The 24,117-nt window shown below is 72.9% G+C and carries 21 protein-coding genes; 6 read left to right on the forward strand and 15 right to left on the reverse strand.

Features of this window, described 5'->3' with window-relative positions; translation table 11 throughout:
- Window positions 1–49: 49 nt before the first annotated feature.
- The 6 genes from hisG to metH all read right to left on the reverse strand — a co-directional run bounded on the left by hisG (window position 50) and on the right by metH (window position 7,628).
- Window positions 50–895, reverse strand: coding sequence for an ATP phosphoribosyltransferase (hisG, locus tag ISP_RS25595; RefSeq protein WP_013226744.1), 846 nt, complete (start codon window positions 893–895; stop codon window positions 50–52).
- Between the two features lie 50 nt (window positions 896–945).
- Window positions 946–1,209, reverse strand: coding sequence for a phosphoribosyl-ATP diphosphatase (locus ISP_RS25600; RefSeq protein WP_013226745.1), 264 nt, complete (start codon window positions 1,207–1,209; stop codon window positions 946–948).
- A gap of 119 nt (window positions 1,210–1,328) precedes the next feature.
- A complete protein-coding gene (locus ISP_RS25605) occupies window positions 1,329–1,814 on the reverse strand; it encodes a methylated-DNA--[protein]-cysteine S-methyltransferase (protein ID WP_013226746.1) in 486 nt (161 codons plus the stop codon).
- A 17-nt stretch (window positions 1,815–1,831) separates the two neighbouring features.
- A complete protein-coding gene (locus ISP_RS25610) occupies window positions 1,832–3,295 on the reverse strand; it encodes an AlkA N-terminal domain-containing protein (RefSeq protein WP_013226747.1) in 1,464 nt (487 codons plus the stop codon).
- Between the two features lie 59 nt (window positions 3,296–3,354).
- The gene (locus tag ISP_RS25615; RefSeq protein WP_014467175.1) at window positions 3,355–4,017 is read right to left on the reverse strand and encodes an HAD family hydrolase; all 663 of its coding nucleotides are present in this window, start codon (window positions 4,015–4,017) and stop codon (window positions 3,355–3,357) included.
- A gap of 56 nt (window positions 4,018–4,073) precedes the next feature.
- On the reverse strand, window positions 4,074–7,628 hold the full coding sequence (gene metH / locus ISP_RS25620) for a methionine synthase (RefSeq protein ID WP_013226749.1): 3,555 nt from the start codon (window positions 7,626–7,628) through the stop codon (window positions 4,074–4,076).
- Window positions 7,629–7,666: 38 nt separating this feature from the next.
- Here metH and ISP_RS25625 point away from each other — a divergent pair, with 38 nt between their 5' ends.
- A complete protein-coding gene (locus tag ISP_RS25625; RefSeq protein WP_013226750.1) occupies window positions 7,667–8,572 on the forward strand; it encodes a PAC2 family protein in 906 nt (301 codons plus the stop codon).
- A gap of 17 nt (window positions 8,573–8,589) precedes the next feature.
- Here the strand turns inward: ISP_RS25625 and ISP_RS25630 are convergent, their stop codons facing one another.
- On the reverse strand, window positions 8,590–9,522 hold the full coding sequence (locus ISP_RS25630; RefSeq protein WP_014467178.1) for a phosphotriesterase family protein: 933 nt from the start codon (window positions 9,520–9,522) through the stop codon (window positions 8,590–8,592).
- 38 nt (window positions 9,523–9,560) lie between these two features.
- On the opposite strand from ISP_RS25630, the gene ISP_RS25635 reads away from it, so the two are divergent.
- The gene (locus ISP_RS25635; protein WP_013226752.1) at window positions 9,561–10,106 is read left to right on the forward strand and encodes a CGNR zinc finger domain-containing protein; all 546 of its coding nucleotides are present in this window, start codon (window positions 9,561–9,563) and stop codon (window positions 10,104–10,106) included.
- Here the strand turns inward: ISP_RS25635 and ISP_RS25640 are convergent.
- Both ISP_RS25640 and ISP_RS25645 read right to left on the reverse strand, forming a co-directional pair.
- Complete coding sequence (locus ISP_RS25640) at window positions 10,101–10,934, reverse strand: metallophosphoesterase family protein (RefSeq protein ID WP_013226753.1); 834 nt, start codon at window positions 10,932–10,934, stop codon at window positions 10,101–10,103. The genes ISP_RS25635 and ISP_RS25640 overlap by 6 nt on opposite strands.
- A 31-nt stretch (window positions 10,935–10,965) precedes the next feature.
- Window positions 10,966–11,529, reverse strand: a complete 564-nt coding sequence (locus tag ISP_RS25645; RefSeq protein ID WP_013226754.1) for a hypothetical protein — start codon at window positions 11,527–11,529, stop codon at window positions 10,966–10,968.
- A gap of 53 nt (window positions 11,530–11,582) precedes the next feature.
- On the opposite strand from ISP_RS25645, the gene ISP_RS25650 reads away from it, so the two are divergent.
- The gene (locus tag ISP_RS25650; RefSeq protein ID WP_013226755.1) at window positions 11,583–12,956 is read left to right on the forward strand and encodes a serine hydrolase domain-containing protein; all 1,374 of its coding nucleotides are present in this window, start codon (window positions 11,583–11,585) and stop codon (window positions 12,954–12,956) included.
- Here ISP_RS25650 and ISP_RS25655 read toward each other — a convergent pair.
- On the reverse strand, window positions 12,860–14,104 hold the full coding sequence (locus ISP_RS25655; RefSeq protein ID WP_013226756.1) for an MFS transporter: 1,245 nt from the start codon (window positions 14,102–14,104) through the stop codon (window positions 12,860–12,862). The genes ISP_RS25650 and ISP_RS25655 overlap by 97 nt on opposite strands.
- Complete coding sequence (locus ISP_RS25660) at window positions 14,101–14,688, reverse strand: ArsR/SmtB family transcription factor (RefSeq protein ID WP_014467179.1); 588 nt, start codon at window positions 14,686–14,688, stop codon at window positions 14,101–14,103. Before ISP_RS25660 ends, ISP_RS25655 begins: the two co-directional genes overlap by 4 nt.
- A 146-nt stretch (window positions 14,689–14,834) precedes the next feature.
- On the opposite strand from ISP_RS25660, the gene ISP_RS25665 reads away from it, so the two are divergent.
- Together ISP_RS25665 and ISP_RS25670 are read left to right on the forward strand one after the other, a co-directional pair.
- Entirely contained in the window at window positions 14,835–15,311 is a 477-nt protein-coding gene (locus tag ISP_RS25665) for a MarR family winged helix-turn-helix transcriptional regulator (RefSeq protein ID WP_013226758.1), read from the forward strand.
- Window positions 15,312–15,467: 156 nt separating this feature from the next.
- A complete protein-coding gene (locus ISP_RS25670) occupies window positions 15,468–17,099 on the forward strand; it encodes an ABC-F family ATP-binding cassette domain-containing protein (RefSeq protein ID WP_013226759.1) in 1,632 nt (543 codons plus the stop codon).
- Between the two features lie 52 nt (window positions 17,100–17,151).
- Here the strand turns inward: ISP_RS25670 and mshC are convergent, their stop codons facing one another.
- Window positions 17,152–18,390: a cysteine--1-D-myo-inosityl 2-amino-2-deoxy-alpha-D-glucopyranoside ligase gene (gene mshC, locus ISP_RS25675; RefSeq protein WP_013226760.1), complete on the reverse strand. Its 1,239-nt coding sequence runs from the start codon at window positions 18,388–18,390 to the stop codon at window positions 17,152–17,154.
- Window positions 18,391–18,414: 24 nt separating this feature from the next.
- Window positions 18,415–19,191, reverse strand: coding sequence for a MerR family transcriptional regulator (locus tag ISP_RS25680; protein WP_013226761.1), 777 nt, complete (start codon window positions 19,189–19,191; stop codon window positions 18,415–18,417).
- A 54-nt stretch (window positions 19,192–19,245) separates the two neighbouring features.
- Between ISP_RS25680 and ISP_RS25685 the strand changes: the two genes are divergently transcribed.
- Complete coding sequence (locus ISP_RS25685) at window positions 19,246–20,508, forward strand: amidohydrolase family protein (RefSeq protein WP_230468346.1); 1,263 nt, start codon at window positions 19,246–19,248, stop codon at window positions 20,506–20,508.
- A gap of 196 nt (window positions 20,509–20,704) precedes the next feature.
- Here the strand turns inward: ISP_RS25685 and ISP_RS25690 are convergent, their stop codons facing one another.
- Window positions 20,705–22,666, reverse strand: coding sequence for a vWA domain-containing protein (locus ISP_RS25690; RefSeq protein ID WP_013226763.1), 1,962 nt, complete (start codon window positions 22,664–22,666; stop codon window positions 20,705–20,707).
- Window positions 22,663–24,060 carry an ATP-binding protein gene (locus tag ISP_RS25695; protein WP_013226764.1) on the reverse strand — a complete coding sequence of 466 codons (1,398 nt, stop codon included), beginning with the start codon at window positions 24,058–24,060 and terminating at the stop codon, window positions 22,663–22,665. Before ISP_RS25695 ends, ISP_RS25690 begins: the two co-directional genes overlap by 4 nt.
- Between the last annotated feature and the right edge of the window lie 57 nt (window positions 24,061–24,117).

Raw genomic sequence — 24,117 nt, forward strand, 5'->3', positions numbered from 1 at the left:
CCAGGAATGAGTCATTCACTGCATGCGGTGGGGGGCTGTGGCCGGCTGGTCAGAGGCGGCAGGAGCGGATGTCCGACGCCAGGATCGCCTTCGCGCCCACCTCGGCGAGCTCGTCCATGACGAGGTTGACCTTCTTGCGCGACACCATCGCCCGCACGGCCACCCAGTCGTCGTCGGCCAGCGGCGCGACCGTCGGCGACTCCAGGCCCGGCGTGATCGCGATCGCGCGCTCCACCAGCGTCCGCGGGCAGTCGTAGTCGAGCATCATGTACTGCTGCGCGAACACGACCCCGCGCAGGCGCGCGGCCAGCTGCGACTTCGCCTTGCTCTCCTCGGTGCCCCGGCGCCGCAGCAGCACGGCTTCCGACACGCAGATCGGGTCGCCGAACGCCACCAGGTTGTTCTGCCGCAGCGACCGGCCCGACTCGACGACGTCCGCGATCGCGTCCGCCACGCCGAGCTGGATCGAGATCTCCACCGCGCCGTCGAGGCGGATCACCTCGGCCTCGACGCCGTGGCGGGCGAGGTCGTCGCGGACCAGCCGCGGGTACGACGTCGCCAGCCGCTTGCCGTGCAGGTCGGCCGGCTTCCAGTCCCGGCCCGCCGGGGCGGCGTAGCGGAACGTCGAGCCGCCGAAGCCGAGCGCCTGGACCTCCTCGACCGGCGCGCCGGAATCGAGCGCGAGGTCGCGGCCGGTGATGCCGAGGTCGAGCTCGCCGGAGCCGACGTAGATGGCGATGTCCTTGGGCCGCAGGAAGAAGAACTCGACCTCGTTCACCGGGTCGAGCACGGTCAGGTCGCGCTGCTCATGCCGCTTGCGGTAGCCCGCTTCGCCGAGCATCTCCGTCGCCGCGGCGGCGAGGGCTCCCTTGTTCGGCACGGCAACACGCAGCATTTCGCTCTTCTCCTCGTTCTTCGCACGATCCAGCACCGCACGAAACCCCGTCACAGGTAGCGGTAGACGTCCTCGGTCGACAGGCCGCGGCCGAGCATCAGCACCTGCACCCGGTACAGCAGCTGGGAGATCTCCTCGGCGAGGCGCTCGTCGGACTCGTGCTCGGCGGCGATCCACACCTCGCCGGCTTCCTCGAGCACCTTCTTGCCCTGGGCGTGCACCCCGGCGTCGAGGGCGACGACGGTGCCGGACCCGTCGGGACGGGTACGCGCGCGCTCGGCAAGCTCCGCGAACAGCTCATCGAAGGTCTTCACGGTCCGGAATCCTTCCATCCCGGACCCCGCGGCGCCGCCCCGCCCCGCCGCGGGTGCTGCCCATCTCACACTGCCGTGGACACCGATTCCCATCCACTGGGATCAGAACAGCGCTGGGATCAGAACAGTGCGCCCTGCTCGAAGTCCAGCAGGTACCGCTTGCGCTCGAGTCCGCCGCCGTAGCCGGTGAGCGAGCCGGTGGAGCCGACCACCCGGTGGCACGGGACGATGATGCCGATCGGGTTCTTGCCGTTGGCCAGGCCGACGGCCCGCGACGCCGCGGGGTTGCCCAGCCGGTCCGCCAGCTGCCCGTAGGAAATGGTCGTGCCGTACGGGATCTTGCGCAGCTGGGCCCACACCGTCTGCTGGAACGGCGTACCCACGAAGGCCAGCGGCACCTCGAACTCGCGGCGCTGCCCGGCGAAGTACTCCTTCAGCTCGGTTTCGGCGCGGTCGAAGATTTCCGCGCCGGGATCGTGCGAGCCGAAGGTCAGCTCGTCCGGCCGGTGGCGCTGGTCGACCATGTAGAGGCCGCAGAGCGCGGCGCCCTCGGCGACCAGCGTCAACGGGCCGCACGGGCTGTCGACGACGGCGTGGGTGCGCATGGGGTCTCCTGTCGGTTTCATGCCGCGGGCATCCGGTTGATCGCGTGGTCTCCGGTGGCCCACAGGTGCTGGGTGGCGTAGGCGCGCCAGGGGCGCCACGCCGCGGACCGGGCCACGACGGCGGCCGGGCCGCCGAGGCCCAGCATTTCCGCCGCGTACTTGATGCCGAGATCGGTCGGGAGGAACGCGTCCGGGTCGCCGAGAGCGCGCATCGCGATGCTCTCGACCGTCCACGGCCCGAAGCCGGGCAACGCGCCCAGCGCGGCCCGGGCCGCTTCCCAGTCGCTGCCCGCGCTGAGGTCCAGGCCGTCGGCCAACGCCGAGACCAGCCCGAGCAGTGTGCGACGGCGGCTGCGCGGCATGGCCAGGGTTTCGGGGTCCAGCGAAGCGAGCGCCTCCGGCGAGGGGAACAGGTGGGTCAGGCCGCCTTCGGGGTCGTCGACCGGTTCGCCGTGCGCGACCACGAGCCGCGCCGCGTGGGTCCGCGCCGCCGCCGTCGAGACCTGCTGGCCCAGCACGGCCCGCACGGCGAACTCGGCGCCGTCGGCCGTGCGCGGGACCCGGCGGCCGGGCGCGGCCGCGACCAGCGGCGCGAGCAGCGGGTCGGTGGCGAGCTGGTCGTCGACGGCGACCGGGTCGGCGTCGAGGTCGAGCAGCCGGCGGCACCGGCTGGTGGCGGCGGGCAGGTCCCGCAGATCGGCCAGGGTGAGCCGGCAGGCGATGTGGCCGTCTTCGGGCCGCAGCGCGACGACGCCGTGGCCGTGGGGCAACCGCAGCGTCCGCCGGTAGGCGCCGTCCCGCCACTCCTCCACGCCCGGCACGCCGGTCGCCACCAGGTGCCCGAAGAGGTTGTCCGGGCACAGCGGCTTCCGGTAGGGCAGCCGCAGCACGAGGGCTCCGGCCGCGGCCTGCGGCGTGCCCTTCGCGCGGCTGCGCAGCTCGGTCGGCGACAGGGCGAACACCTCGCGGACGGTGTCGTTGAACGTCCGGATGCTGCCGAACCCGGCGGCCAGGGCCAGCTCGGTCATCGGCAGCGTGGTCGTCTCGATCAGGGTGCGCGCGGTCTGCGCGCGCTGGGCCCGGGCCAGAGCCAGCGGGCCGGCGCCGAGTTCGGCGAAGACCTGCCGTTCGACCTGCCGGACGCTGTAGCCGAGGCGGGCGGCGAGGCCGCGGACGCCTTCGGTGTCGACGACGCCGTCGGCGATCAGCCGCATCGCCCGGGCGACCAGGTCGGCACGCTCGTTCCACAGCGGCGAGCCGGGGCTCGCGTCCGGGCGGCAGCGCTTGCAGGCCCGGAACCCGGCCTGCTGGGCGGCCGCGGCGCTCGGGTAAAAACTCATGTTCCGCGGCTTGGGCGGGACCACCGGGCAGCTGGGCCGGCAGTAGATCTTCGTCGTCAGGACGGCGGTGTAGAACCACCCGTCGAACCGGGCGTCCTTCGCCTGCACGGCCCGCACGCACCGTTCGAAGTCCTCATGCACCCCGTCAGCATCGCGGACCCGACGCACCCCGGGCTAGCGGAAAAGCGACATGGTGGTGTTCAGCCGAGCAGGGCCGCCAGCGCCGGTACGTCGATGCCCACGAGCGAGTCGCGGAACACGCGCCGCTCCCCGGCGTCGACCGGGACATCGTTGGGGATCACCAGGACCGTGCAGCCCGCCGCGACGGCGGAGGCGGTGCCCGGCGGCGAGTCCTCCACCGCGACACAGCGTGCCGGGTCGACACCGAGCAGCTCGGCCGCCTTGAGGTACGGGCGCGGGAGCGGCTTGTTCAGACCTTCGACCTCGTCGCCGCACACGGTGACGTCGAAGAAGTCGCGGCCGATCGTGTTCAGCGCCAGCTCGGTCAGGACGCGCTCGGTGGAGGTGACCAGGGCCGACCGCAGGCCCGCTTCGCGCACCGCCGTCAGTGCCTCGCGGGCGCCGGGGCGCCACGGCAGCTCGTCGTCGAACAGACCGGCCGTGCGGCGGCGGATCTCCGCGCCGGTCGAGGCGATCGCCTCCGGCGTGACCGGAAGGCCGACGACCTCGAGGAGGTACGCGGAAGTATCGTCCATGTTGGACCCGACGAGCGTCATCCGCTGCTGCTCGGAAAGCTTGCCGCCGAGCCATTCCGCCGTCTCGTAGAGGGCGACGTCCCACAGCTTCTCGGAATCGACGAGCGTGCCGTCCATGTCCCACAACACGGCGTCGAGACCGTCCACCGTCGACGCACTCTTTCCCGCGGAGACGGCATTCGGCACAGTGGATCCTCCCAGGATCAGGTGTTGAAGTACTTCGCTTCCGGGTGGTGGCAGACGATCGCGTCGGTCGACTGCTCGGGGTGCAGCTGGTACTCCTCGGACAGCTTCACGCCGATCCGGCCCGGTTCGAGGAGGGCGACGATCTTCGCCCGGTCTTCGAGGTCGGGACAGGCGCCATAGCCCAGGGAGAACCTCGCCCCACGGTAGCCGAGCTTGAAGAAGTCCTCGACGTCGTCGGGGTCCTCTGAGGCGACCGCCACACCGCCGGGGAAGGTCAGCTCGCCCCGGATGCGGCAGTGCCAGTACTCGGCCAGCGCCTCGGTGAGCTGGACGCCGAGGCCGTGGACCTCCAGGTAGTCGCGGTAGGCGTCGGCGGCGAACAGCTCGTTCGCGTAGTCCGCGATCGGCTGGCCCATGGTGACCACGGTGAACGGCACGACGTCCACTTCCCCGGCCTCGCGGGGCCGGTAGAAGTCCGCCAGGCAGAGCCGCCGGTCGCGGCGCTGGCGAGGGAAGGTGAAACGCACCCGCTCCGGCGCGTCGAGGGACGGCTCGGTGAGCACGACGAGGTCGTCGCCCTCGGCGACGCACGGGAAGTAGCCGTAGACGACGGCCGCGTGGGCCAGGACGCCGTCGGCGGTCAGCCGGTCGAGCCAGTACCGCAGCCGCGGCCGGCCTTCGGACTCCACCAGTTCGTCGTACGTCGGCCCGGCGCCGCCGCGGGCGCCCTTGAGCCCCCACTGCCCCATGAACGTCGCCCGCTCGTCGAGCATGGCGGCGTAGTCGGCGAGCGCGATGCCCTTGACCACCCGCGAACCCCAGAACGGCGGGACCGGCAGCGGGACGTCGGTGGCGACGTCCGAGCGCGCGGGCGGCGGCCCTTCGAGGGCTTCCTCGTCGGCCTTGCGGGCTTTGCGCGCCTCGGCGATCCGCAGCGAGCGTTCGCGGCGTTCCTTGCGCTCCTGACGCTTCTTCTCCGCGTCGGCGTCCACCAGGGTGGATTCCCCGCGCTTGGCGGCCATGAGCGCGTCCATCAGCCGCAAGCCTTCGAAGGCGTCCCGCGCGTAGCGGACGTCGCCGAGGTAGAGCTCGCTCAGGTCGTTCTCCACGTAGGACCGGGTCAGCGCCGCGCCGCCGAGCAGCACCGGCCAGCGGGCCCAGACGCCCCGGGAGTTCATCTCCTGGAGGTTCTCCTTCATGATCACGGTCGACTTGACCAGCAGCCCGGACATCCCGATCGCGTCGGCGCCGTGCTCCTCGGCCGCGTCCAGGATGGTCGTGATCGGCTGCTTGATGCCGAGGTTGACGACCTCGTAGCCGTTGTTGGAGAGGATGATGTCGACGAGGTTCTTGCCGATGTCGTGCACGTCGCCGCGCACGGTGGCCAGCACGATCCGGCCCTTGCCGGAGTCGTCGCCGGTCTCCATGTGCGGCTCGAGGTGGGCGACGGCGGCCTTCATCACCTCGGCGGACTGCAGCACGAACGGCAGCTGCATCTGCCCGGAGCCGAACAGCTCGCCGACCGTCTTCATGCCGGACAGCAACGTGTCGTTGATGATCTCCAGCGCGGGCCGCTGCTCCAGCGCCGCGTCGAGGTCGTCGGTGAGGCCGGTGCGCTCGCCGTCGACGATCCGGCGTTCCAGGCGCTCGAACAGCGGCAACGCGGCCAGCTCCTCGGCGCGCGACGCCTTCGACGACGCCGCGCTGACGCCCTCGAACAGGGCCATCAGTTCCTGCAGCGGGTCGTAGCCTTCGCGGCGGCGGTCGTGGATCAGGTCCAGGGCGATGGCTCGCTGGTCGTCCGGGATGCGGGCCATCGGCAGGATCTTCGACGCGTGCACGATGGCGGTGTCGAGCCCGGCTTGGACGCACTCGTGCAGGAACACCGAGTTGAGCACCTGCCGCGCGGCCGGGTTGAGGCCGAAGGAGATGTTCGACAGGCCGAGCGTGGTCTGCACCTCGGGGTGCCGTCGCTTGATCTCGCGGATGGCTTCGATCGTTTCGATGCCGTCGCGGCGCGACTCCTCCTGGCCGGTGGCGATGGTGAAGGTCAGCGCGTCGATGATGACGTCGGAGGTGCGCAGCCCCCAGTTGCCGGTGATGTCCTCGATGAGCCGGGTCGCGATGTCGGCCTTCTTCTGCGCCGTGCGCGCCTGGCCCTCTTCGTCGATCGTCAGGGCGACGACGGCGGCGCCGTACTCGCTGACCAGTTCCATGACCTGGGCGAACCGGGACTCCGGGCCGTCGCCGTCCTCGTAGTTGACCGAGTTGACCGCGCACCGGCCGCCGAGCCGCTGCAGGGCCGCCCGCAGCACCGGGACCTCGGTGGAGTCGAGCATGATCGGCAACGTCGAGGCGGTGGCCAGGCGCCCGGCCAGCTCGGCCATGTCCGCGGTGCCGTCGCGGCCGACGTAGTCGACGCAGAGGTCGAGCAGGTGGGCGCCGTCGCGGGTCTGCTCGCGGGCGATCTCGACGCAGTCGTCCCAGCGGCCCTCGAGCATCGCGGTGCGGAAGGCCTTCGAGCCGTTGGCGTTGGTCCGCTCGCCGATCATCAGCACGCTGGCGTCCTGCTTGAACGGCACCGCCTGGTAGAGCGACGACACACCCGGCTCGGGCCGCGGCCGTCGCGGGACCGGCGGCGTGTCCGCGACCGCGGCGGCGAGCTGCCGGATGTGCTCGTCGGTCGTGCCGCAGCAGCCCCCGACCAGGCCGACGCCGAACTCGCGCACGAACCCGGTCAGCGCCTCGACCAGCGCTTCCGGGCCGAGCGGGTACACCGCGCCGTCGGGACCCAACTCGGGCAGGCCGGCATTGGGCATCACCGACAGCGGCACCCGCGCGTGCTTGGCCAGCTGCCGCAGGTGCTCGCTCATCTCGGCCGGGCCGGTGGCGCAGTTGAGCCCGATGACATCGATGCCGAGCGGCTCCAAGGCGGCCAGCGCCGCGCCGACCTCGGTGCCGAGCAGCATCGTGCCGGTCGTTTCGACGGTGATCGAAGCGAGGATCGGCACGAAGCGGCCCTCGGCGGCCATCGCCCGCTTCGCGCCGATGATCGACGCCTTCGTCTGGAGGATGTCCTGGGTGGTCTCGACGATCACCGCATCGGCACCGCCGGCCAGCAGGCCGCGGACTTCCTCCTGGTAGGCGTCACGCAGCGTGGTGAACGGGGCGTGGCCGAGCGTGGGGAGCTTCGTGCCGGGCCCGACCGAGCCGAGCACGAACCGCGGGCGGTCCGGCGTCGCGAACTCGTCGGCGGTCTCGCGGGCCAGCCGGGCGCCGGCCTCGGCGAGCTCGAAGATCCGCCCGGTGATGTCGTACTCGGCGAAGTTGGCGAAATTGGCCCCGAAAGTGTTCGTTTCGACGGCGTCCGCGCCCGCCTCCAGGTAGCCCCGGTGCACCGAGCGGACCACGTCCGGCCGGGTGACGTTGAGGATCTCGTTGCAGCCTTCGAGACCGTCGAAATCGGCCAGGCTGAGGTCGTGGGCCTGCAGGGCGGTGCCCATCGCGCCGTCGGCCACCAGAACGCGCGAGCGCAGGGCTTCGAGGAAGGGCGACGACAGGCGGTCGGACATGCTGAACAGGGTAAGGCCGGTGGTCGTAGGCTGGTCCGGTGAGTGAGCCCGTCGACGAGACCCCGCGGCCGCCCGGCGACCGCACCGAACCCACCCGGCCTTTGATGGTGGTCGCCTTCGAAGGCTGGAACGACGCAGGTGACGCGGCCAGCCGGGCGGTCGAGCACCTGCAGCTGAACTGGGACGCCACGCCGCTGGCCGAGCTGGAGCCCGACGACTACTACGACTTCCAGGTCAGCCGCCCGACCGTCCGGATGGTGGACGGCGTCACTCGACGGGTGGACTGGCCGACCACGACGCTGTCGGTGTGCCGCCCGGACGGGTTCGACCGGGACGTCGTCCTCGTGCAGGGCCCCGAGCCGAACATGCGCTGGCGCGCCTTCTGCGCCGAGCTGCTGGACCACATCAAGCAGCTGGACGTCGCGACCGTGGTGACGCTGGGGGCGCTGCTCGCCGACACCGCGCACACCCGCCCGGTCCCGGTGACCGGGACGGCGTACGACAAGGACACCGCGTCCCTGTACGGCCTCGACCTGAACAACTACCAGGGCCCGAGCGGCATCGTCGGCATCCTGCAGGACTACTGCGTGCAGGCGGGCATCCCGGCCGTCTCGATCTGGGCCGCGGTGCCGCACTACGTGTCGCACCCGCCGTCCCCGAAGGCGACGCTGGCGCTGCTGCACAAGCTGGAGGACATCCTCGACGTCGAAATCCCGCTCGGCGCGCTGCCGGAGCAGGCCGAGGAGTGGCAGCGCACGGTCAGCGAAATGGCCGACGAGGACGAAGAGATCAGCGAGTACGTCCGCAGCCTCGAAGAGCGCGGCGACGCCCAGAGCGAGGTCGCCGAGCAGGACGTCAGCGGCGACAAGATCGCCGCCGAGTTCGAGCGCTACCTGCGCCGCCGCGGCCGCGGCGGCGGGCAGGAAGGCTTCGGCCTGCGCTGAGTCACCACGTTCGAACGTCACCGCCAGCTGGTGGCGAACGCCCGCGCGGGGTTCGCCACCAGCATGGCCGTGACGACGTCGCCGCCGAGTTGCCTGGCCAGCCGCGGCGCCAGCGTGGTGAGCAGGAAGGACGCGCCCGGCTGGTCGCGGGCGGCGGCGGTGGTCGTGTCGCCGCCGAGCAGGAGCTGGCCGCCGTGCCCGGCCTCGACGAGCGCTTCGAGGCCGTCGAAGAGCCGCCAGTCGGTGGCGTGGTTGGCCCGCGACGGGCCGTCGAACCCGAGGAAGACGCCGGTTTCGGCGAGCTGCCGCTGCAGCTGCGGGTCCGGGTTCCGGTTGAGGTGCCCGAGGATCACCTTTTCCGGGGGGACCTCCAGCTTGCCGCAGAGCAGTTCGACCGTCTCCAGGCCCGCCGTGCCGAGTTCGAGGTGCACGGCGATCGGTGCGCCGGTCTCCTGGTGGGCGACCGCGGCGGCGGTCATCGTCAGCCGGGCGTGCGAGTCGATCGTGTGGAAGGCGCCGGCCACCTTGACCAGCCCGGCACGCGGGCCGGTCCGCGGCTCGTCGGGCAGGTCGGCGGGCTGGGTCCCCTCGGTCAGGTCGGCGACGAACTCCTTGACCAGGCCGTCGACGACGCGGCCGAGGATCACCGGGGCGTAGTGCTCCACGCGGTGCAGGCCGGTGGCCGCGACCACGTGCACGCCGATCTCCTCGGACATCCAGGCGAGCTCGCGGGTGCGCCGGGTCAGGCCGTACGGCGTCCACTGGACGAGCGCCGCGCCGCCCCGCACCTTGAACTCGAGGAGCGCGTGGGCGGCGGCGATCGGATCGTCCAGCTCCTGACCCGGCAGCAGCTTCGAGGCGAAGAAGAGGTGGTCGTGCGAGTCGGTCACGCCGAGTTCGGCCGGATCGATGTCGCCCAGCACCGTCCGGACCTTGAGTTCCCCAGTCACGATCGGGAGTGTAACGCCTCAACCGTTACGATGGCGAGGTGTCCGAAGACTTCCGCCTCGACATGGGCGCACCCTGGCTGAACCTGCTCGCCACCCGCGGCCGCCACTTCGGCGCCCAGCCGGTCGAGCGGATCCCGACGCCTGCGCGCCTGCGCGACTGGCTCGCCCGGGTCGAATTGACGCCGCTCGCGCCGGTTGGGCCGGCCGAACTGCACGAAGCCCACCGGCTGCGCGAGGTCCTCCGCGAACTCGCCTTGGGCGCGGTCGACGGAATTCCGCCGAAAGCCGGCCAGGTCGGCCCGCTGGCGGCGTTCCTCAAGACCGAGCCGGTGCACCTGGCCGCGCTCGACCGGCTGCACCGCAGCGCCCCGCCGACCGCGGCGGCCGCCTTCGCGCGGTTGGCGCACCAGGCCGCGGACTGGCTCACCGGCCCCTTGCGGCACGACCTGCGGGCCTGCCCCGAGCAGGACTGCCGAGGCGTCTTCGCCGATCCGGGCGGTCGGCGGCGCTGGTGTCCCTCTCCGGCCTGCGCCAGCCGGGGCCGGGTGCGCGCGCTCAGGGAGCGGCGGCGCGCGGAATCATGACGGCCAGAGGATCCGGCGCATCGGCACCGCACCCCGCGACCGCTTCCGCCACTCGCGCGGATAACCCAGCGAGACCTCTTCGAACCGGACGCCGTCGGCCTCGGTGCTGCGCGGGATGTGCAGGTGGCCGTAGACGGCGATCTCCGCGCGGTAGCGGACGTGCCAGTCCTCGGTCTTCGTCGTGCCGCACCAGAGCGCGAACTCCGGCCAGTACAGCGGCGCCGTCGGGTGGCGGTGCAGCGGCCAGTGCGACACCAGGATCGTGCCGTGGTCCTCGGGGATCGCGTCGAGGCGTTCGGTGCTGATCTTCAGCCGGTCCGCGCACCACGCCTGGCGGCTGGGGTACGGGTCCGGGTGCAGGAAGTACTCGTCCGTGCAGACCACCCCGGCCTCGCGGGCCTGGCGCAGGGCCTCCTCCAGGGACTTGCCCTCGGCTTCCGGGGTCCGCCAGCTGTAGTCGTAGAGCAGGAACAGCGGCGCGATCGTCAGCGGCCGCGGACCGTGCCGCCAGACCGGGAACTCGTCCTCCGGCGTCAGCACGCCGATCTCGCGGCACTGCTCGACGAGGTACTCGTACCGGGCCTGGCCCCGCAGCTGGCAGGCGTCGTTCTTCGTCGTCCAGAGCTCGTGGTTGCCCGGCACCCAGACCACCTTCGCGAACCGGCTGCGCAGGGTCTTCAGCGTCCCGATGGTGGCTTCGGCCAGCTCGGCGACGTCGCCGGCGACGAGCAGCCAGTCTTCGGGCGTTTCCGGGACGACCGAGTCGAGGATCGGGCCGTTGCCCTCGTGGGTCACGTGGAGGTCGCTGGTGGCGAAGAGGTGCGGCACCCCTCCACCGTAACCACCGCGGCCGGGGAAGCTACGCCAAACCTGCGGATCCCTTCTCCAGAGCCGCACGCTGGACCAGGCTCAGGCGGTCCGGTCTCGGCGTGAGGACGACGGTCCCGGATTCGCCGTCCCGCAGGGCGAACGGGTCGGCGAGTGCGGGCCGCTGCCGGATCGCCTCCAGCGCGGCCCGGGCCCGCTCCCCGGGCCAGCCGAGCGCGGCCGCCAGCTCGTCCGGGGTGAGCGGCCGTCCGGCGTGCCCGAGGGCGGCGACCACGGTCAGGGCGTCGTACCCCGCGGCCTCCGCGACGGTGCTGCCGCTCATCTGCTCGCTCAGCCCTCCGAAGAACCGCCCCATCCGGGCGAGCCGGGCGCCGGCGGCCGTGTCCGGGCCGAAGAGCTCGCTGCCCTGCTGCGCGGCGACGGCCAGCCGGCCGTGGGCGCCGGTGTCGGCCTGCCACGCCCGGAGCCACTCGCCGGCCGCGGTCCGCCTGCGTCGCCGGGCGCGATGGCCGGCGGCCTCCTGCGCGTGGGCCGGCCGGTACGCGCCCGACGCGCTGTTGCGGGCCACCTCCTCGAGACCCACGCCGGCGCCCACGCCACGACGGAGTACTTCGAAGCGGACGCCGCGAACGCGGTCGGGCTCTCCCGATGACGATCCAGGACCGGGTGTCGGCGCTGCTGGCGGAGTACGGCATCCCGAGCGCGGCGATCGGCGTGCTCCGCGACGGGGAGATGTCCGAGTTCGCCGTCGGCGTCAAGGACGTCGAGACCGCCGAACCGGCGACGCCGGACACCGTCTACCAGTGCGGCTCCATGACCAAGACGTGGACCGCCCTGGCCTTCCTGCAGCTGGTCGACGAGGGCAAGGCCGGCCTCGACGAGCCGATCCGGACGTACCTGCCCGGGTTCGCGGTGGCCGATCCGGAAACGACCGCGAAGGTCACCGCCCGGCACCTGCTCAACCACACCAACGGCATCGAAGAAGCCTTCGGCCATCCCGGCGACGGCGACGACATCTACGAGCGCATGGTCGAAAACATCGCCGACGCACCCCAGGTCTTCCCGCTGGGGCACACCCACGGCTACAGCGCGGCGCTCGGGTACGCGATCCTGGCGCGGATCATGGAGGTCCTCGACGGCAAGCGCTGGGACGACGTCCTGCGGGACCGGCTCTTCACTCCCCTGGGCCTGACCGGCACGAACAGCCGCCGCGAGCAGGTGGACGAGACGCGGGCCGCGACCGGGCACCTGATCCGCTCCCTCGCCGAGGGTCCCATCGTCACGCCGATGCCGTACCTGCCCCGGGAGTTCGGCCCCGGCGGCGGCATCACCTCGACGGTCCGCGACGTGCTCACGATGGCGCACGTCCTGCTCCACGCGGGCCTCGCGCCGGGCGGCAGGCGGATCGTGTCGGCCGCGAGCGTGCAGGAGATGCTGCGGTCGCGGGTGCCGGTCCCGGATCCGTACCTGTTCGGGCCGGCGTGGGCGCTCGGCCTGATCGTCTGCGACTGGCACGGCGAAACCGTCTACGCCACCGACGGCAGCACGATCGGCCAGAACGCCCGGCTGCGGATCCTGCCGGACTCGAACACCGCCGTCGCCGTGCTGACCAACGGCGGCCCGCGGGAAAGCTTCGCGCGCAAGGTGTTCCGCGAGATCCTGGGCAACGTCCCGGAGCTGCCGGAACCGGACCCCGCACTGAAGCTGGACCTGCCGCGGTACGAGGGCGTGTACGAGCGGCCCGGCGCCCGGTACGAGGTGTCCGCCGAGGGCGGGACCCTGCACCTGACACTGGACGTCGACCCGATGCAGGCGGAGTTCCTGGGCAAGGCCGCCCACCTGCGGTACGAGCTGCTCCCGGTCAGCCCGGCGCATTTCCTGATGCCCTCGGCGGATCCGCTGGAGGACACCCAGACGGTCGCGATCTACGACTTCGCCGACGGCGCCGCCCGGTACCTCCACACCAACTGCCGGGTCCACCCCCGGCGCGGGAGCAGCACCAGCACCCCGGCGAGGACGTAGACACCCGCCTGGACGTTCAGCAGCGCCGCCACGCCGGTCGTCGCCACCAGCGACCCGGCCAGCAGCGCACCGGCCGTCGTGAAGGTGGCCATCGCGGCGAACGTGGTGCTCAGCACGCGCCCGGCCCGCTCGGGGGCGACCGCGCGCTGGATCTCCGAGAGCGTCCCGGTGCCGACGACCACGCCCGGGGCGCCCGCCAGGGCGAACAGCCCGGCGTACACCCCCAGCGCCGTCGTCACCGGCGCCAGGTTCCAGATCACCCCGGACAGCAGGCCCAGCGCGAGGGAACCCCAGCCGAGCAGGGCGGCCGGCGCGACGCGCCGCGCCACGGTGGCCAGTGCGAACCCGGCGGCGAGCCCGCCGAGCGCCTGCACACCCCGCAGCAGGCCCGCGTCGGCTTCGCTGCCGCCCAGGACGTTCAGCACGTAGACCACGAACAGCACCAGGAACATGCCCTGGGCCAGGGAGGTGAGCACGAGCGCGAGGCCGGTGCGCGCGAGCCGCCGGTTGTGCGTGAGCTCGCGCAGGCCGTCGAGCCAGGCCCGCACCACCGGTTCCCGCACGGGCGACGGCGCCGGCGCGGGCGCGGCGAACCGGCGGAACGGCTTGGCCAGCAAAGCGGCGGCGACCACGAGGACGGCCAGATAGCCGGTGATCACGTCGGCGAGCCCGCCGAAGCCCAGCAGCGCCCCACCCGCCCAGCCGCCGGCCAGCCGGGCGACGCTGCCGTTCACGCTCATCAGCCCGTTCGCCGCGGTCACGTCCGCGATGCCGACGAGCTCCGGCACGAGCGCGTTGCGCGTGGGTTCGAACACCGACGCCAGCGCCGCCTGGGCGGCCATCACCGCGTACACCACGGTGACGCCGGGCTCGGCCAGGAGCGGGAGCGCCACGACGGCGAGCCCGCAGCACACGCCGAACAGCACCGCGCGGCGGTTCCACCGGTCGGCGACGACGCCGGCCACCGGGCTCAGCAGCACCGCGGGCAGCAGGCCGAGCACGATGCTCAGCGCCGTCGTCGCGGCGGAGCCGGTGCGCTGGAAGACGTAGATCGGCAACGCGACCTGCAGCATCCACTCGGCCGTCTCGCCGAAGAACGCGGCCACCCACAGCCGCGCGAACGCCGGTACGCCCAGCAGCTGCTTCATTCCTCCGCCTTCCCCGAGTGTTCGATGCGCGGGAACGCCCGCAGGCCGACGTGCACCGAACGCGCGCCGGCGGGGGCGTCGGTCCGGATGGCGCCGACGAACGGGCGGACCAGCGCGTCGATCGCTTCGGTCAGCTGCGTCAGCTCCGCCGGGGTGATGCGCAGCGCGTAGGTGTTCAGCCCGGTCGCCGCGCGCCAGGCGGGATCGAGGTCGTCGAGGGAGTCCAGGTACCGCTGGGTCAGCTCCTGCTCGTGGCTCAGCGTCGCGCCGACCACGCCCAGCTGCGCGGCGCGGCGCGCCGGGTCGTCCGCGAGCTCCCCCAGCTCCAGGCCGACCTGCCGGGCGCGCCACGGACGTTCGCGGCCGTCTTCGCCCTCGGTCCGCTCGACCAGGCCGAACTGCGCGAGCTGCCGCAGGTGCCAGCTGCAGTTGGACGCCGTCGAGCCGACCGCCTCGGCGCACTCGCTCGCGGTGCGCGGGCCGACGGCGGTGAGGTGGTTCAGCAGCGCCGAGCGGAGCGGGTGCGCCAGCGCGCGCAGCAGCTCGACGTCTTCGATCCGCTTGCGCGGCGGCAGCCCGGCCATCGGTCGTCCGATCTGAAAGAGTCATTTCGAAAGGATTCTTTCATAGTTGGTCCCGCCTGCGGCTTTGTCAACCGGCTTCGCTATCGTTCGCGGGGCAGTGACTGCCCGGAGCAGTGACTGCGTCGTCACCGGACCTTGGATGGACGTTGCCCGACCAGCGTGAACTCGCCACCGCCGCCGCTCTCGCCCTCCCCCGTTTCGTGGGCTCGACCGCGCTCTTCCACGCGGCGGTCGCCGAGCGGATGGCCGTCACCCCGACCGAGCTGCACTGCCTGCACCTGCTCCACGGGGGCGTCAGCGACTCCCCGACCGAGCTCGCGCGGCTGCTCGGGATGAGCACGGGCGCGTTCACCCGGCTGCTCGACCGGATGGAACGGCACCGGCTCGCCGAGCGCGCCCCCGATCCCGCCGACCGGCGCCGGCTCGTCGTGCGGCCGCTGCCCGACCGGATGGCCGAGCTCGCCGAGCTGTACGCGCCGATGGCGCGGTTCGTCGGCGAACGCCTCGCCCGCTTCGATCGCCGCCAGCTGACCGCCCTGCTCGAGTTCCTCACCGACGGCACCGCGGCGGCGGACCGGTCGACGGCGACCCTGCCGGATGTGACCCAGGCCATAACCCGTTGACTAACTCTACGGTTGTTGCGTTAACCTGGTGTCACTATGAGGAACTGAACCGCGCCCATCCCGCCTGAGGCGGCACCCGGTCGAGCCGACGCTCCCGCGTGCCACGACGCCCGGCCGGGATCTCCGCTTTCTTCGCCAAGGGCCCGGTGATCACCCATGTCCACCCTTTTTCCGTTGCAGGCCAAGGACGTCGTCTTCGGCTACGGCACCCGCATCGTCCTCGACGGCGTCTCGCTGACCGCGTCGGCCGGGCAGCGGCTCGGCCTGGTCGGCGAGAACGGCACGGGCAAGTCCACCCTGCTGCGCCTGCTCGCCGGGCTCGAGGAACTCCGCTCCGGCGAGGTGTTGCGCGGCCCGGACGTCGGGTTCCTGTTGCAGGAACTGCCGTTCCCCCTGGACGCGACCTTCGCCGACGTGCTCGACGGCGCGCTCGCCGAGATCCGGGCGGCCGCGGCCCGCCTCGACGAGTTGACCGCGGCCATGACCGACCGGCCCGACGACCACGGCGTGCTCGAGGAGTACGGCCGGGTGCTGGAGTGGGCGCAGGCCCACGACCTGTGGGACGCCGACCGCCGCGCCAAGCTCGTCTGCGACGGGCTCGGCCTCGGCGGCGTCGAACCGGACAGGCGGCTCGGCACGCTGTCGGGCGGGCAGCGATCGCGGCTCGGCCTGGCCGCGCTGCTGGTCCGGCAGCCGGAGACGCTCCTGCTCGACGAGCCGACCAACCACCTCGACGACGCGGCGATGGCGTTCCTCGAACGGCACCTCGCCGAGCTGACCGGGATCGTGGTGCTGTCCTCGCACGACCGGGTGTTCCTCGACGCCGTCTGCACCGACATCGTCGACCTCGACCCGGCCGCGGCCGACCGCCAGGCCGGCGGCGCGGTGCGCTACGGCGGCAGCTACACCGCCTACCTCGGGCACAAGAAGGCGGAACGAGCGCGGTGGGAGCAGCGCTACGCCGAGGAACAGGAGGAACTGAAGGAGCTGCGGGAAACCGTCGCGGTCACGGCGCGGAAGGTCGCCTACGGCCGCGGCCCGCGCGACAACGACAAGTTCATCCACCACTTCAAGGGCGCCCGCGTCCAGAAGACGATCTCGCGGCGGGTGCGCGACGCCGAGCAGCGCCTGGAGAACCTGGAACGCGACCAGGTGCGCAAACCCCCGGCGCCGCTGCGGTTCCGGGCGGAACTCACCGCTCGCGCGACCGGCGACGGCCCGGCGATCTCGGCACGGGCGCTGGAGGTTCCGGGACGGCTGCGGCTGCCTCGGCTCGACGTCGACGGCTCGGCCCGGCTGCTCGTCACCGGGGGGAACGGCGCCGGGAAGTCGACGCTGCTCTCGGTGCTGGCCGGGCGGCTCGAGCCGGCGGCCGGGACGGTCCACTTCGGACACGGGGTGCGGGTCGGGTTGCTGGAGCAGGACGTCGTGTTCGCCGGACCGGAGCGGAACGCGGCCCGGGTGTACCGGGACGCGCTCGGCGAGGACGCTCCCCCGCTGAGCCGGCTGGGCCTGCTGGCGTCGCGGGATCTCCGGCAGCCGGTCGGGGCGCTGTCGGTCGGCCAGCGACGGCGGCTGGCGCTGGCGATCCTGCTCGCCGACCCGCCGGACGTGCTCCTGCTGGACGAGCCGACGAACCACATTTCGCTGACCCTGGCGGAAGAACTGTTCGCGGCGCTGGAGACCGCGCCGGGCGCCGTCGTCATCGCGTCCCACGACCGGTGGCTGCGCCGGGAGTGGGCGGGTGACCACCTGGAGCTGGCCGCCGGCCGACCCGTGGCGGTATAGGTCGTTATACACCCGGAGGGGCCCGGCTAGGCGCCGGGCCCCTTCGTCGTGCTCAGAGGGCGATGCCGAGGAGGGCGTCGACGGCGTCGCGGATCAGGCCCGGCGCCGTCGGGTCGGTGCCGTCGCGGCGCAGGGCCTCGTTCGCCCACGCGTCGATCGCCGCCAGGGCCTTCGGCGTGTCGAGGTTGTCGGACAGGTGGTCGCGCAGCCGCGTGACGGTGTCCTCCGCGGCCGGTCCGGTGGCCAGCGCGACGGCTTCCCGCCAGCGCGCGAGCCGGGTCTCGGCGTCGGTCAGCAGCCGGTCCGTCCAAGGACGGTCGTCGCGGTAGTGGCCGGCGAACAGCGCCAGCCGGATCGCGCCCGGGTCGACCTGGTCGGCGCGCAGCCGGGAGACGAACACGAGGTTCCCGCGCGACTTCGACATCTTCTCGCCGTCGAGGCCGATCATCCCGGCGTGCACGTAGTGGCGGGCGAACCGGCCGTCCTTGGCGACGGCCTCGGCGTGCGCCGCGCTGTACTCGTGGTGCGGGAAGATCAGGTCCGAGCCACCGCCCTGGAGGTCGAAGCCGAGGCCCAGCCGGTTGACCGCGATCGCGCTGCACTCGATGTGCCAGCCCGGGCGGCCCGGGCCGAGCTCGGACTCCCACGACGGCTCGCCTTCGCGGGCCACGCGCCACAGCAGCGCGTCCAGCGGGTGGCGCTTGCCGGCCCGGCCGGGGTCGCCGCCGCGCTCGGCGAAGAACTTCGCCATCGTTTCGGCGTCGTAGTTCGACTCGTAGCCGAACCTCCCGGTCGCCGTGTGGTCGAAGTAGATGTCCGGGAACTCCGGGTCGCCCGCACGGTAGGCGCTGCCGTTGGCCAGCAGCTTGGCGATGACCTCGACGATCTCCGGGATGCTCTCGACCGCGCCGACGAACTGCCGCGGCGGGATGACCCGCAGCGCGGTCATGTCCTCGCGGAACAACGCCGTCTCGCGCATGCCCAGCACCACCCAGTCACCCTGGTCGCGCGCGGCCCGCTCCAGCAGCGGCTCGTCGATGTCCGTGACGTTCTGCACGTAGTGGACGTCGTGCCCGTTGTCCCGCCAGATGCGGTTCACCAGGTCGAACGCGAGGTACGTCGCGGCGTGCCCCAGATGCGTCGCGTCGTAGGGCGTGATGCCGCAGACGTACATCCGGGCGGTGGCGCCGGGCGCGGTCGGGCGGATCTGCCCGGTGGCCGTGTCGTGGAGCCGCAGCGGGCGGGGGGTGCCGGGGATGCGGGGCACGTCGACCGATGACCAAGTCTGCATACCCCGACTGTAATTGCCGGGTCGTCAGGCCTTCCCGAGCGGTGGGACGAGCCGTACTCGCGCGTAGGCTTCGATGGCGCGCGCGAGCCACGCCGGCAGCTCCGGATCGGCCCGCTCGGCCAGCTCCCGTTGCCGGGGATCGTTCAGGTACAGCCCGCCCATCGCGGCGTAGGCGGGGGCGGTCGGCTGCCAGAAGTGGCTCACGGACTCGTAGTGCTCGGCGACGGCGTCGAGCGCGGCGGGGTCCTCCGGCCCGGCGCCGGAGCGCATGACGGCGGCCAGCCGCCGGAACAGCGCGGTGCCGGCGGCGGCGGCGTGCTCGTAGTCCGCGGCGGTGAGCCCCGCCTGGGCGGCCTGGGCGGTGTCGAAGGCCACCGCGGCGCCTTCGCCGAACGTCCGGCGGTAGCTCTGCCGCATGGCGGCGCCGTCCTGGCGCAGCCCGGCGAAGAACCGGTCCGGGTCGTCGATCCGCGCGTGGGCGAGGTCGGTGATCGTCGCCTCGACGGTGGCGATGACGCGGTCGAGGCGGTGCCGCTCCTCCTCGAGCTGGGCCAGGTGCCCGCGCAGCGCGGCCGCCTCGTCGACCTGGTCGCCCAGCACGGCCCCGATCTCGGCCAGACCGAGGCCGAGCCGCCGCAGCAGCAGGATGCGCTGCAGGCGCAGCAGTTCGAGCCGTCCGTACCAGCGGTAGCCGTTCGCCGCCACCGACGCCGGGGTGAGCAGGCCGATCGCGTCGTAGTGGCGGAGCATCCGCGCCGAGACGCCCGACGCCTTCGCGACCTGGCTGATCGAGTACCGCATCCCGTCAGCTTAGAAGTTGACCTTCACACCGTGTCAACTTTTACCGTGGCCTTCGTGACCACGACCATCACCGGCGCCCGGATCTTCGACGGCGAGCGCCTCCTCGACCACACCGCCGTCCGGCTCACCGGCGGCCGCATCGCCGCACTCGGCGACGCCACCCTGCTCAGTCCCGGCGACGAGCACGTCGACGCCCGCGGCGGCACCCTGCTGCCCGGGCTGATCGACGCCCACGTGCACCTGCTGCCCGGCGCGCCCCGGCAGGCGCTCACGTTCGGCGTCACGACCGTCCTCGACATGTTCAGCAAACCGGACACGGTCCGGGACGCGGTGGCCCGCGCAGCCGGGCCGGACTGCGCCGACGTGCGCTCCTCGAGCGTCGGGGCCACGGCACCGGGCGGGCACCCGAGCATGATGTACGCCCCGTTCCCGTCCGTGACCGGGCCGCGGGACGCCGGGCGGTTCGTCGCCGACCGCGTCGCCGAGGGCGCGGCGCACCTGAAGGTGCTCTACGACGACGGCACCGGCGGCCCGATGCCGATGCCGTCGCTGGACGTGCCGACGATCGCCGCGCTGACCGAAGCCGCGCACGCGGCCGGCCTGGTCGTCGCTGCGCACGTGTCGACCGCACGCGGAGCCCTGGACCTGCTGCCGACCGGCGTGGACGTGCTGGCCCACGTCCCCTTCGACGCCCTCGACGCCGCCCAGGTCACCGCCATCGCCGCGGCGGGTGTCGCGGTGATCTCGACGCTTTCGGTGGCCGACGGCTTCCCGGGCGGCTCGCTGCCGGCCGAGCCCGCTCTCGCGGCGCGACTCGGACCGGCGTGGCGGGCCGTCCTCGAACGGCAGCAGCAGCGCTGGCTGCCGCCGCAGCTGCCGGACTTCGGCGCCGCGCGCGTCAACACCCGGCTGCTGCACGCGGCCGGCGTGCCGGTGCTGGCCGGGACGGACGCGCCGAACCCGGGCACCGTGCACGGCGCGAGCCTGCACCGGGAGCTGGGGTACCTGGTGACCGCGGGACTCTCGCCTGCCGCGGCGTTGACGGCGGCGACGGCCCGCCCCGCGGACGTCTTCGGCTTGGCCGATCGCGGCCGGGTCCGAGCGGGGCTGCGGGCGGACCTCGTCCTGGTCGCCGGGCACCCGGACGAGGACATCGCGGCGACGCAGGAGGTCAGGGCGGTGTGGAAGCGGGGGGTTCGCGCCGACCTCGACGGGTACGTCGGCTCGGCCGACGAGCAGGCCGGTCTGGCCGCCTTGCGGGCCCAGACCGAGAAGGTGATCGCCGCCGTCCGTGACCGGCTGGGCGTGCGGCTGTGAGCACGATCGAGGTGCGGCGCGAGGAGGACGGCGAGCTCCCGCGGGTGGCCGCGGGCCGGTGACGGTGTCCCACGGCGTGCCGGCCGGGCGCGACGAGGCCGAGGACGTGGGCCGCCACGACAGCTGAGCGACCCGCGGGACCGCCCCGGGCGTCCGTGACCGGGTGCTCCCGCGGCCGCGGGAGCACCCGGTCACGTCACCGTCGCGTGCGCAGGTAGTCGCCGACCACCGCGGCGCCCAGGCCGTCGAGGTCCGGAGCGATCACCCGGCCGCCGGAGCGGCGGGCGATCAGGTCCACGAAGGACGTCAGCCGCGGGTCGTCGCCGAGGCGGAACACCGAGATCGACGCGCCCAGCTTGGCCAGCCGGTCCACTTCGGACAGTGTCTTGAGGAGGGTCCGGGGCTGGGGCGGGTAGTCGAAGACCGCCTCGCCGTCGGGTTCCAGGTGGGCGGTCGGCTCGCCGTCGGTGACCATCAGGACCACCGGCTGGGCGTCCGGGTGCCGCCGCAGGTGCTGCCCGGCGAGCAGCAGCCCGTGGTGGGCGTTGGTGCCCTGCTCCCACGCCCCCTCCAGGCCGACCAGCTCCGGCAGCTCCACCGACTGCGCGTAGCGGCCGAAGGTGATCAGCTGCAGGGCGTCGTTGCGGAAGCGGGTGCTGATCAGCTGGTGCAGCGCGAGCGCGGTGCGCTTCATCGGCAGCCAGCGGTCTTCCTGCACCATCGACCACGACGTGTCGACCAGCAGCGCCACCGCCGCGCGGGTCCGGTGCTCGGTCTCGACCACCTCGACGTCTTCGACGTCGAGGCGAACCTGCCGCTCCCCCACGGAAACCGAACGCAGCACGGCGTTGCGGATGGTCCGCGGCACGTCCCAGGGCTGCATGTCCCCGAACCGCCACGGCCGCGACGCACCGGTGGGCTCGCCGGCCGCGCCCGCCGACTCGGTCTCGCGCTCGCCGGTCTTGCCGCGCAACGCGTTCACGATGTCGGACAACGCTGTCTCGCCGAGGCGCCGCAACGCCTTGGGCGACAACCGGAGCGAGCCGTCGGCGGCGCGCTCGAACAGGCCCTGGCGGCGCAGTTCGCGCTCCAGTTCGGCCAGGCGACGAGCGTCGACGCCCGCATCCTTGCCGAGCTGGGCTTCCAAGGCCTCCAGGTCGATGTCCTCCAGCCGCGCGCCGGGGTAGGACTGGCCGAGCTGCTCGGCCAGCGCGTCCAGTTCCGCGAGATCCTGCATGGCCTGGGCGCCTTCGCCCATGCCCAGCGGGTTGTTGCCGCGGAAGCGCGCCGAGCCGTCCCAGTCCTCGCCCGGCCGGGCCGCCCGCAGCTGACCGTCCAACCGGGACAGCTGCTGGGCCAGGCGCGGGTCGCCGAAGGCCTGCTGGGTCAGCTGGGCGAGTTCCGCGCGCTGCTCGGCCGACATCGAGTTGAGCATGCGCTGCGCGGCCGCCGACCGCTCGGCGAGCGCGTCGATCAGCTCTTCGACGTTCTGCGGGTTCTCCGGGAAGAATTCGCCGTGCTTGCCCATGAAGTCTTCGAAGCGCTGCTGGATGTCCTCGGCGCCGCGGGCGTGGGCGTCGAGCAGGTCGTTGAGGTCGTTGAGCATCTCGTTGATCCGCTCGACGTCCTCGGGCCCGGCGTTCTGCAGCGCCTGCTTCATGCCCTGGAACCGGGACTCCATCAGCTCCTGGCCGAGCAGGTCCCGGATCTGCTGGTAGTTCTCCCGGCCCTGTTCGGAGCGCCAGTCGTAGTTCGCCAGCTCGTTGACGGCCGCGGCCGTGCCCGGCGGCAGCGCGTCGAGCTGGGCCTCCCGGAACCGCGCGTCGTCGTCCGGGTCCGGGAACAGCTCGCGCCGCTCGGCGTCGAGGGCTTCCTGCAGCAGACGCTGGACCTCCTGCAAGGTGCCGTCGAGGTTGTTGCGCCGCTGGATCTGCGAGCGGCGCTGCCAGAGCCGCCGGGTCAGCTCGTCGAGGCCCGCGGTGCGCTCGGTGCCGCGCCGGAGCATCTCCTCCAGCGCGGTCCGCGGCGACGCCCCGGCCATGACGTCGCGGCCGATCTCGTCGAGCGCGTCGCGCAGGTCGGCCGGGGGCGCGAGCGGGTCCGGCCCGTCGTGCCACGGGCCGTAGGAGTAGCCGTCGGGAAGCGGGACCGCGGTCATCGGCCGTAGACGGTCGTCGTGTCGTCGGAGTCCTTGGCAAGCCTTCGCGACAGGAACAGCGATTCGAGGGCGAGTTCGACGGCGGCCGCGATCCGGCCGGCGGGCTCGTCGGCGGCAACCCCGGCCCGCCGGGCGACCTCGTGCAGCACCGGCAGCTCCGGCAGGGCGGCGAGGACGTCCTTGCCCGGCACGCGCTCGCCGGTGGAGACCAGGTGGCCCTCGCCGACCGCGTCGGCCAGCGGCCGCAGGTCGAGGCCGGCGAAGCGGTCGCGCGCGGTTTCGGCGATCGCCAGGCGCAGCAGGTGCACGAGGTGCTCGATCTCGCGGCCCTCCTCGCCGGGCTCGAACTCGATCTTGCCGCGCAGCACCGACGGCACGGCGTCGAGGTCGACCGGGCGGGCCACCGCGGGCTCCTCCCCCGTCAACGCCGAGCGCCGCAGGGCCGCGGCCGCCACGGTCTCCGCCGCGGCGACGGCGAACCGGGCCGACACGCCGGAGCGCTGGTCGATCACCGTCGATTCGCGCAGGTTCCGGACGAACCGGGCGAGCACCTCCAGCAGCGGCTCGCCGACTTCGGCGACGAGGTTCGCCTCCTGCCGGACGACGGCCACCTCGGACTCGACGTCCAAGGGGTAGTGGGTGCGGATCTCGGCGCCGAAGCGGTCCTTCAGCGGGGTGATGATCCGGCCGCGGTTGGTGTAGTCCTCGGGGTTCGCGGTGGCGACGAGCAGGACGTCCAAGGGCAGCCGCAGCGTGTAGCCGCGGACCTGGATGTCGCGCTCCTCCATCACGTTGAGCAGCGCGACCTGGATGCGTTCGGCCAGGTCGGGCAGCTCGTTGATGGCGACGATGCCGCGGTGGGCGCGCGGGACCAGCCCGAAGTGGATCGTCTCGGGGTCGCCGAGGCTGCGGCCTTCGGCGACCTTCACCGGGTCGACGTCGCCGATCAGGTCGCCGACGGAGGTGTCCGGCGTGGCGAGCTTTTCGGTGTAGCGCTCGGAGCGGTGGCGCCAGGCCACCGGCAGGTCGTCGCCGAGCTCCGCGGCCCGCCGGATCGACGCGGGCGTGATCGGCTGCAGCGGGTGTTCGCCCAGCTCGGAGCCTTCGATGACGGGCGTCCACTCGTCGAGCAGGCCGGCGAGGGTGCGCAGCAGGCGGGTCTTGCCCTGGCCGCGTTCGCCGAGCAGGACGACGTCGTGGCCGGCCAGCAGCGCGCGTTCGAGCTGCGGCAGCACGGTGCGGGAGAACCCGACGATGCCGGGCCAGGCGTCCTCGCCGTTCTTGAGGGCGCTCAGCAGGTTGTCGTGGATCTCTTGCGCGATGGGGCGCGGCTCGAACCCGGCCGCGCGCAGGGCCCCGGCGGTGCGGGGAAGAGCGTCTGGAACAGCGTTCACCCGTTCGACGCTACTGCCGGATCGGCGGCCCGTCGATGTGGAGCGGCTCCAGCGTGG

The sequence above is a fragment of the Amycolatopsis mediterranei genome, assembly GCF_026017845.1.
In the GTDB taxonomy this organism is placed as follows: Bacteria; Actinomycetota; Actinomycetes; order Mycobacteriales; family Pseudonocardiaceae; genus Amycolatopsis; species Amycolatopsis mediterranei.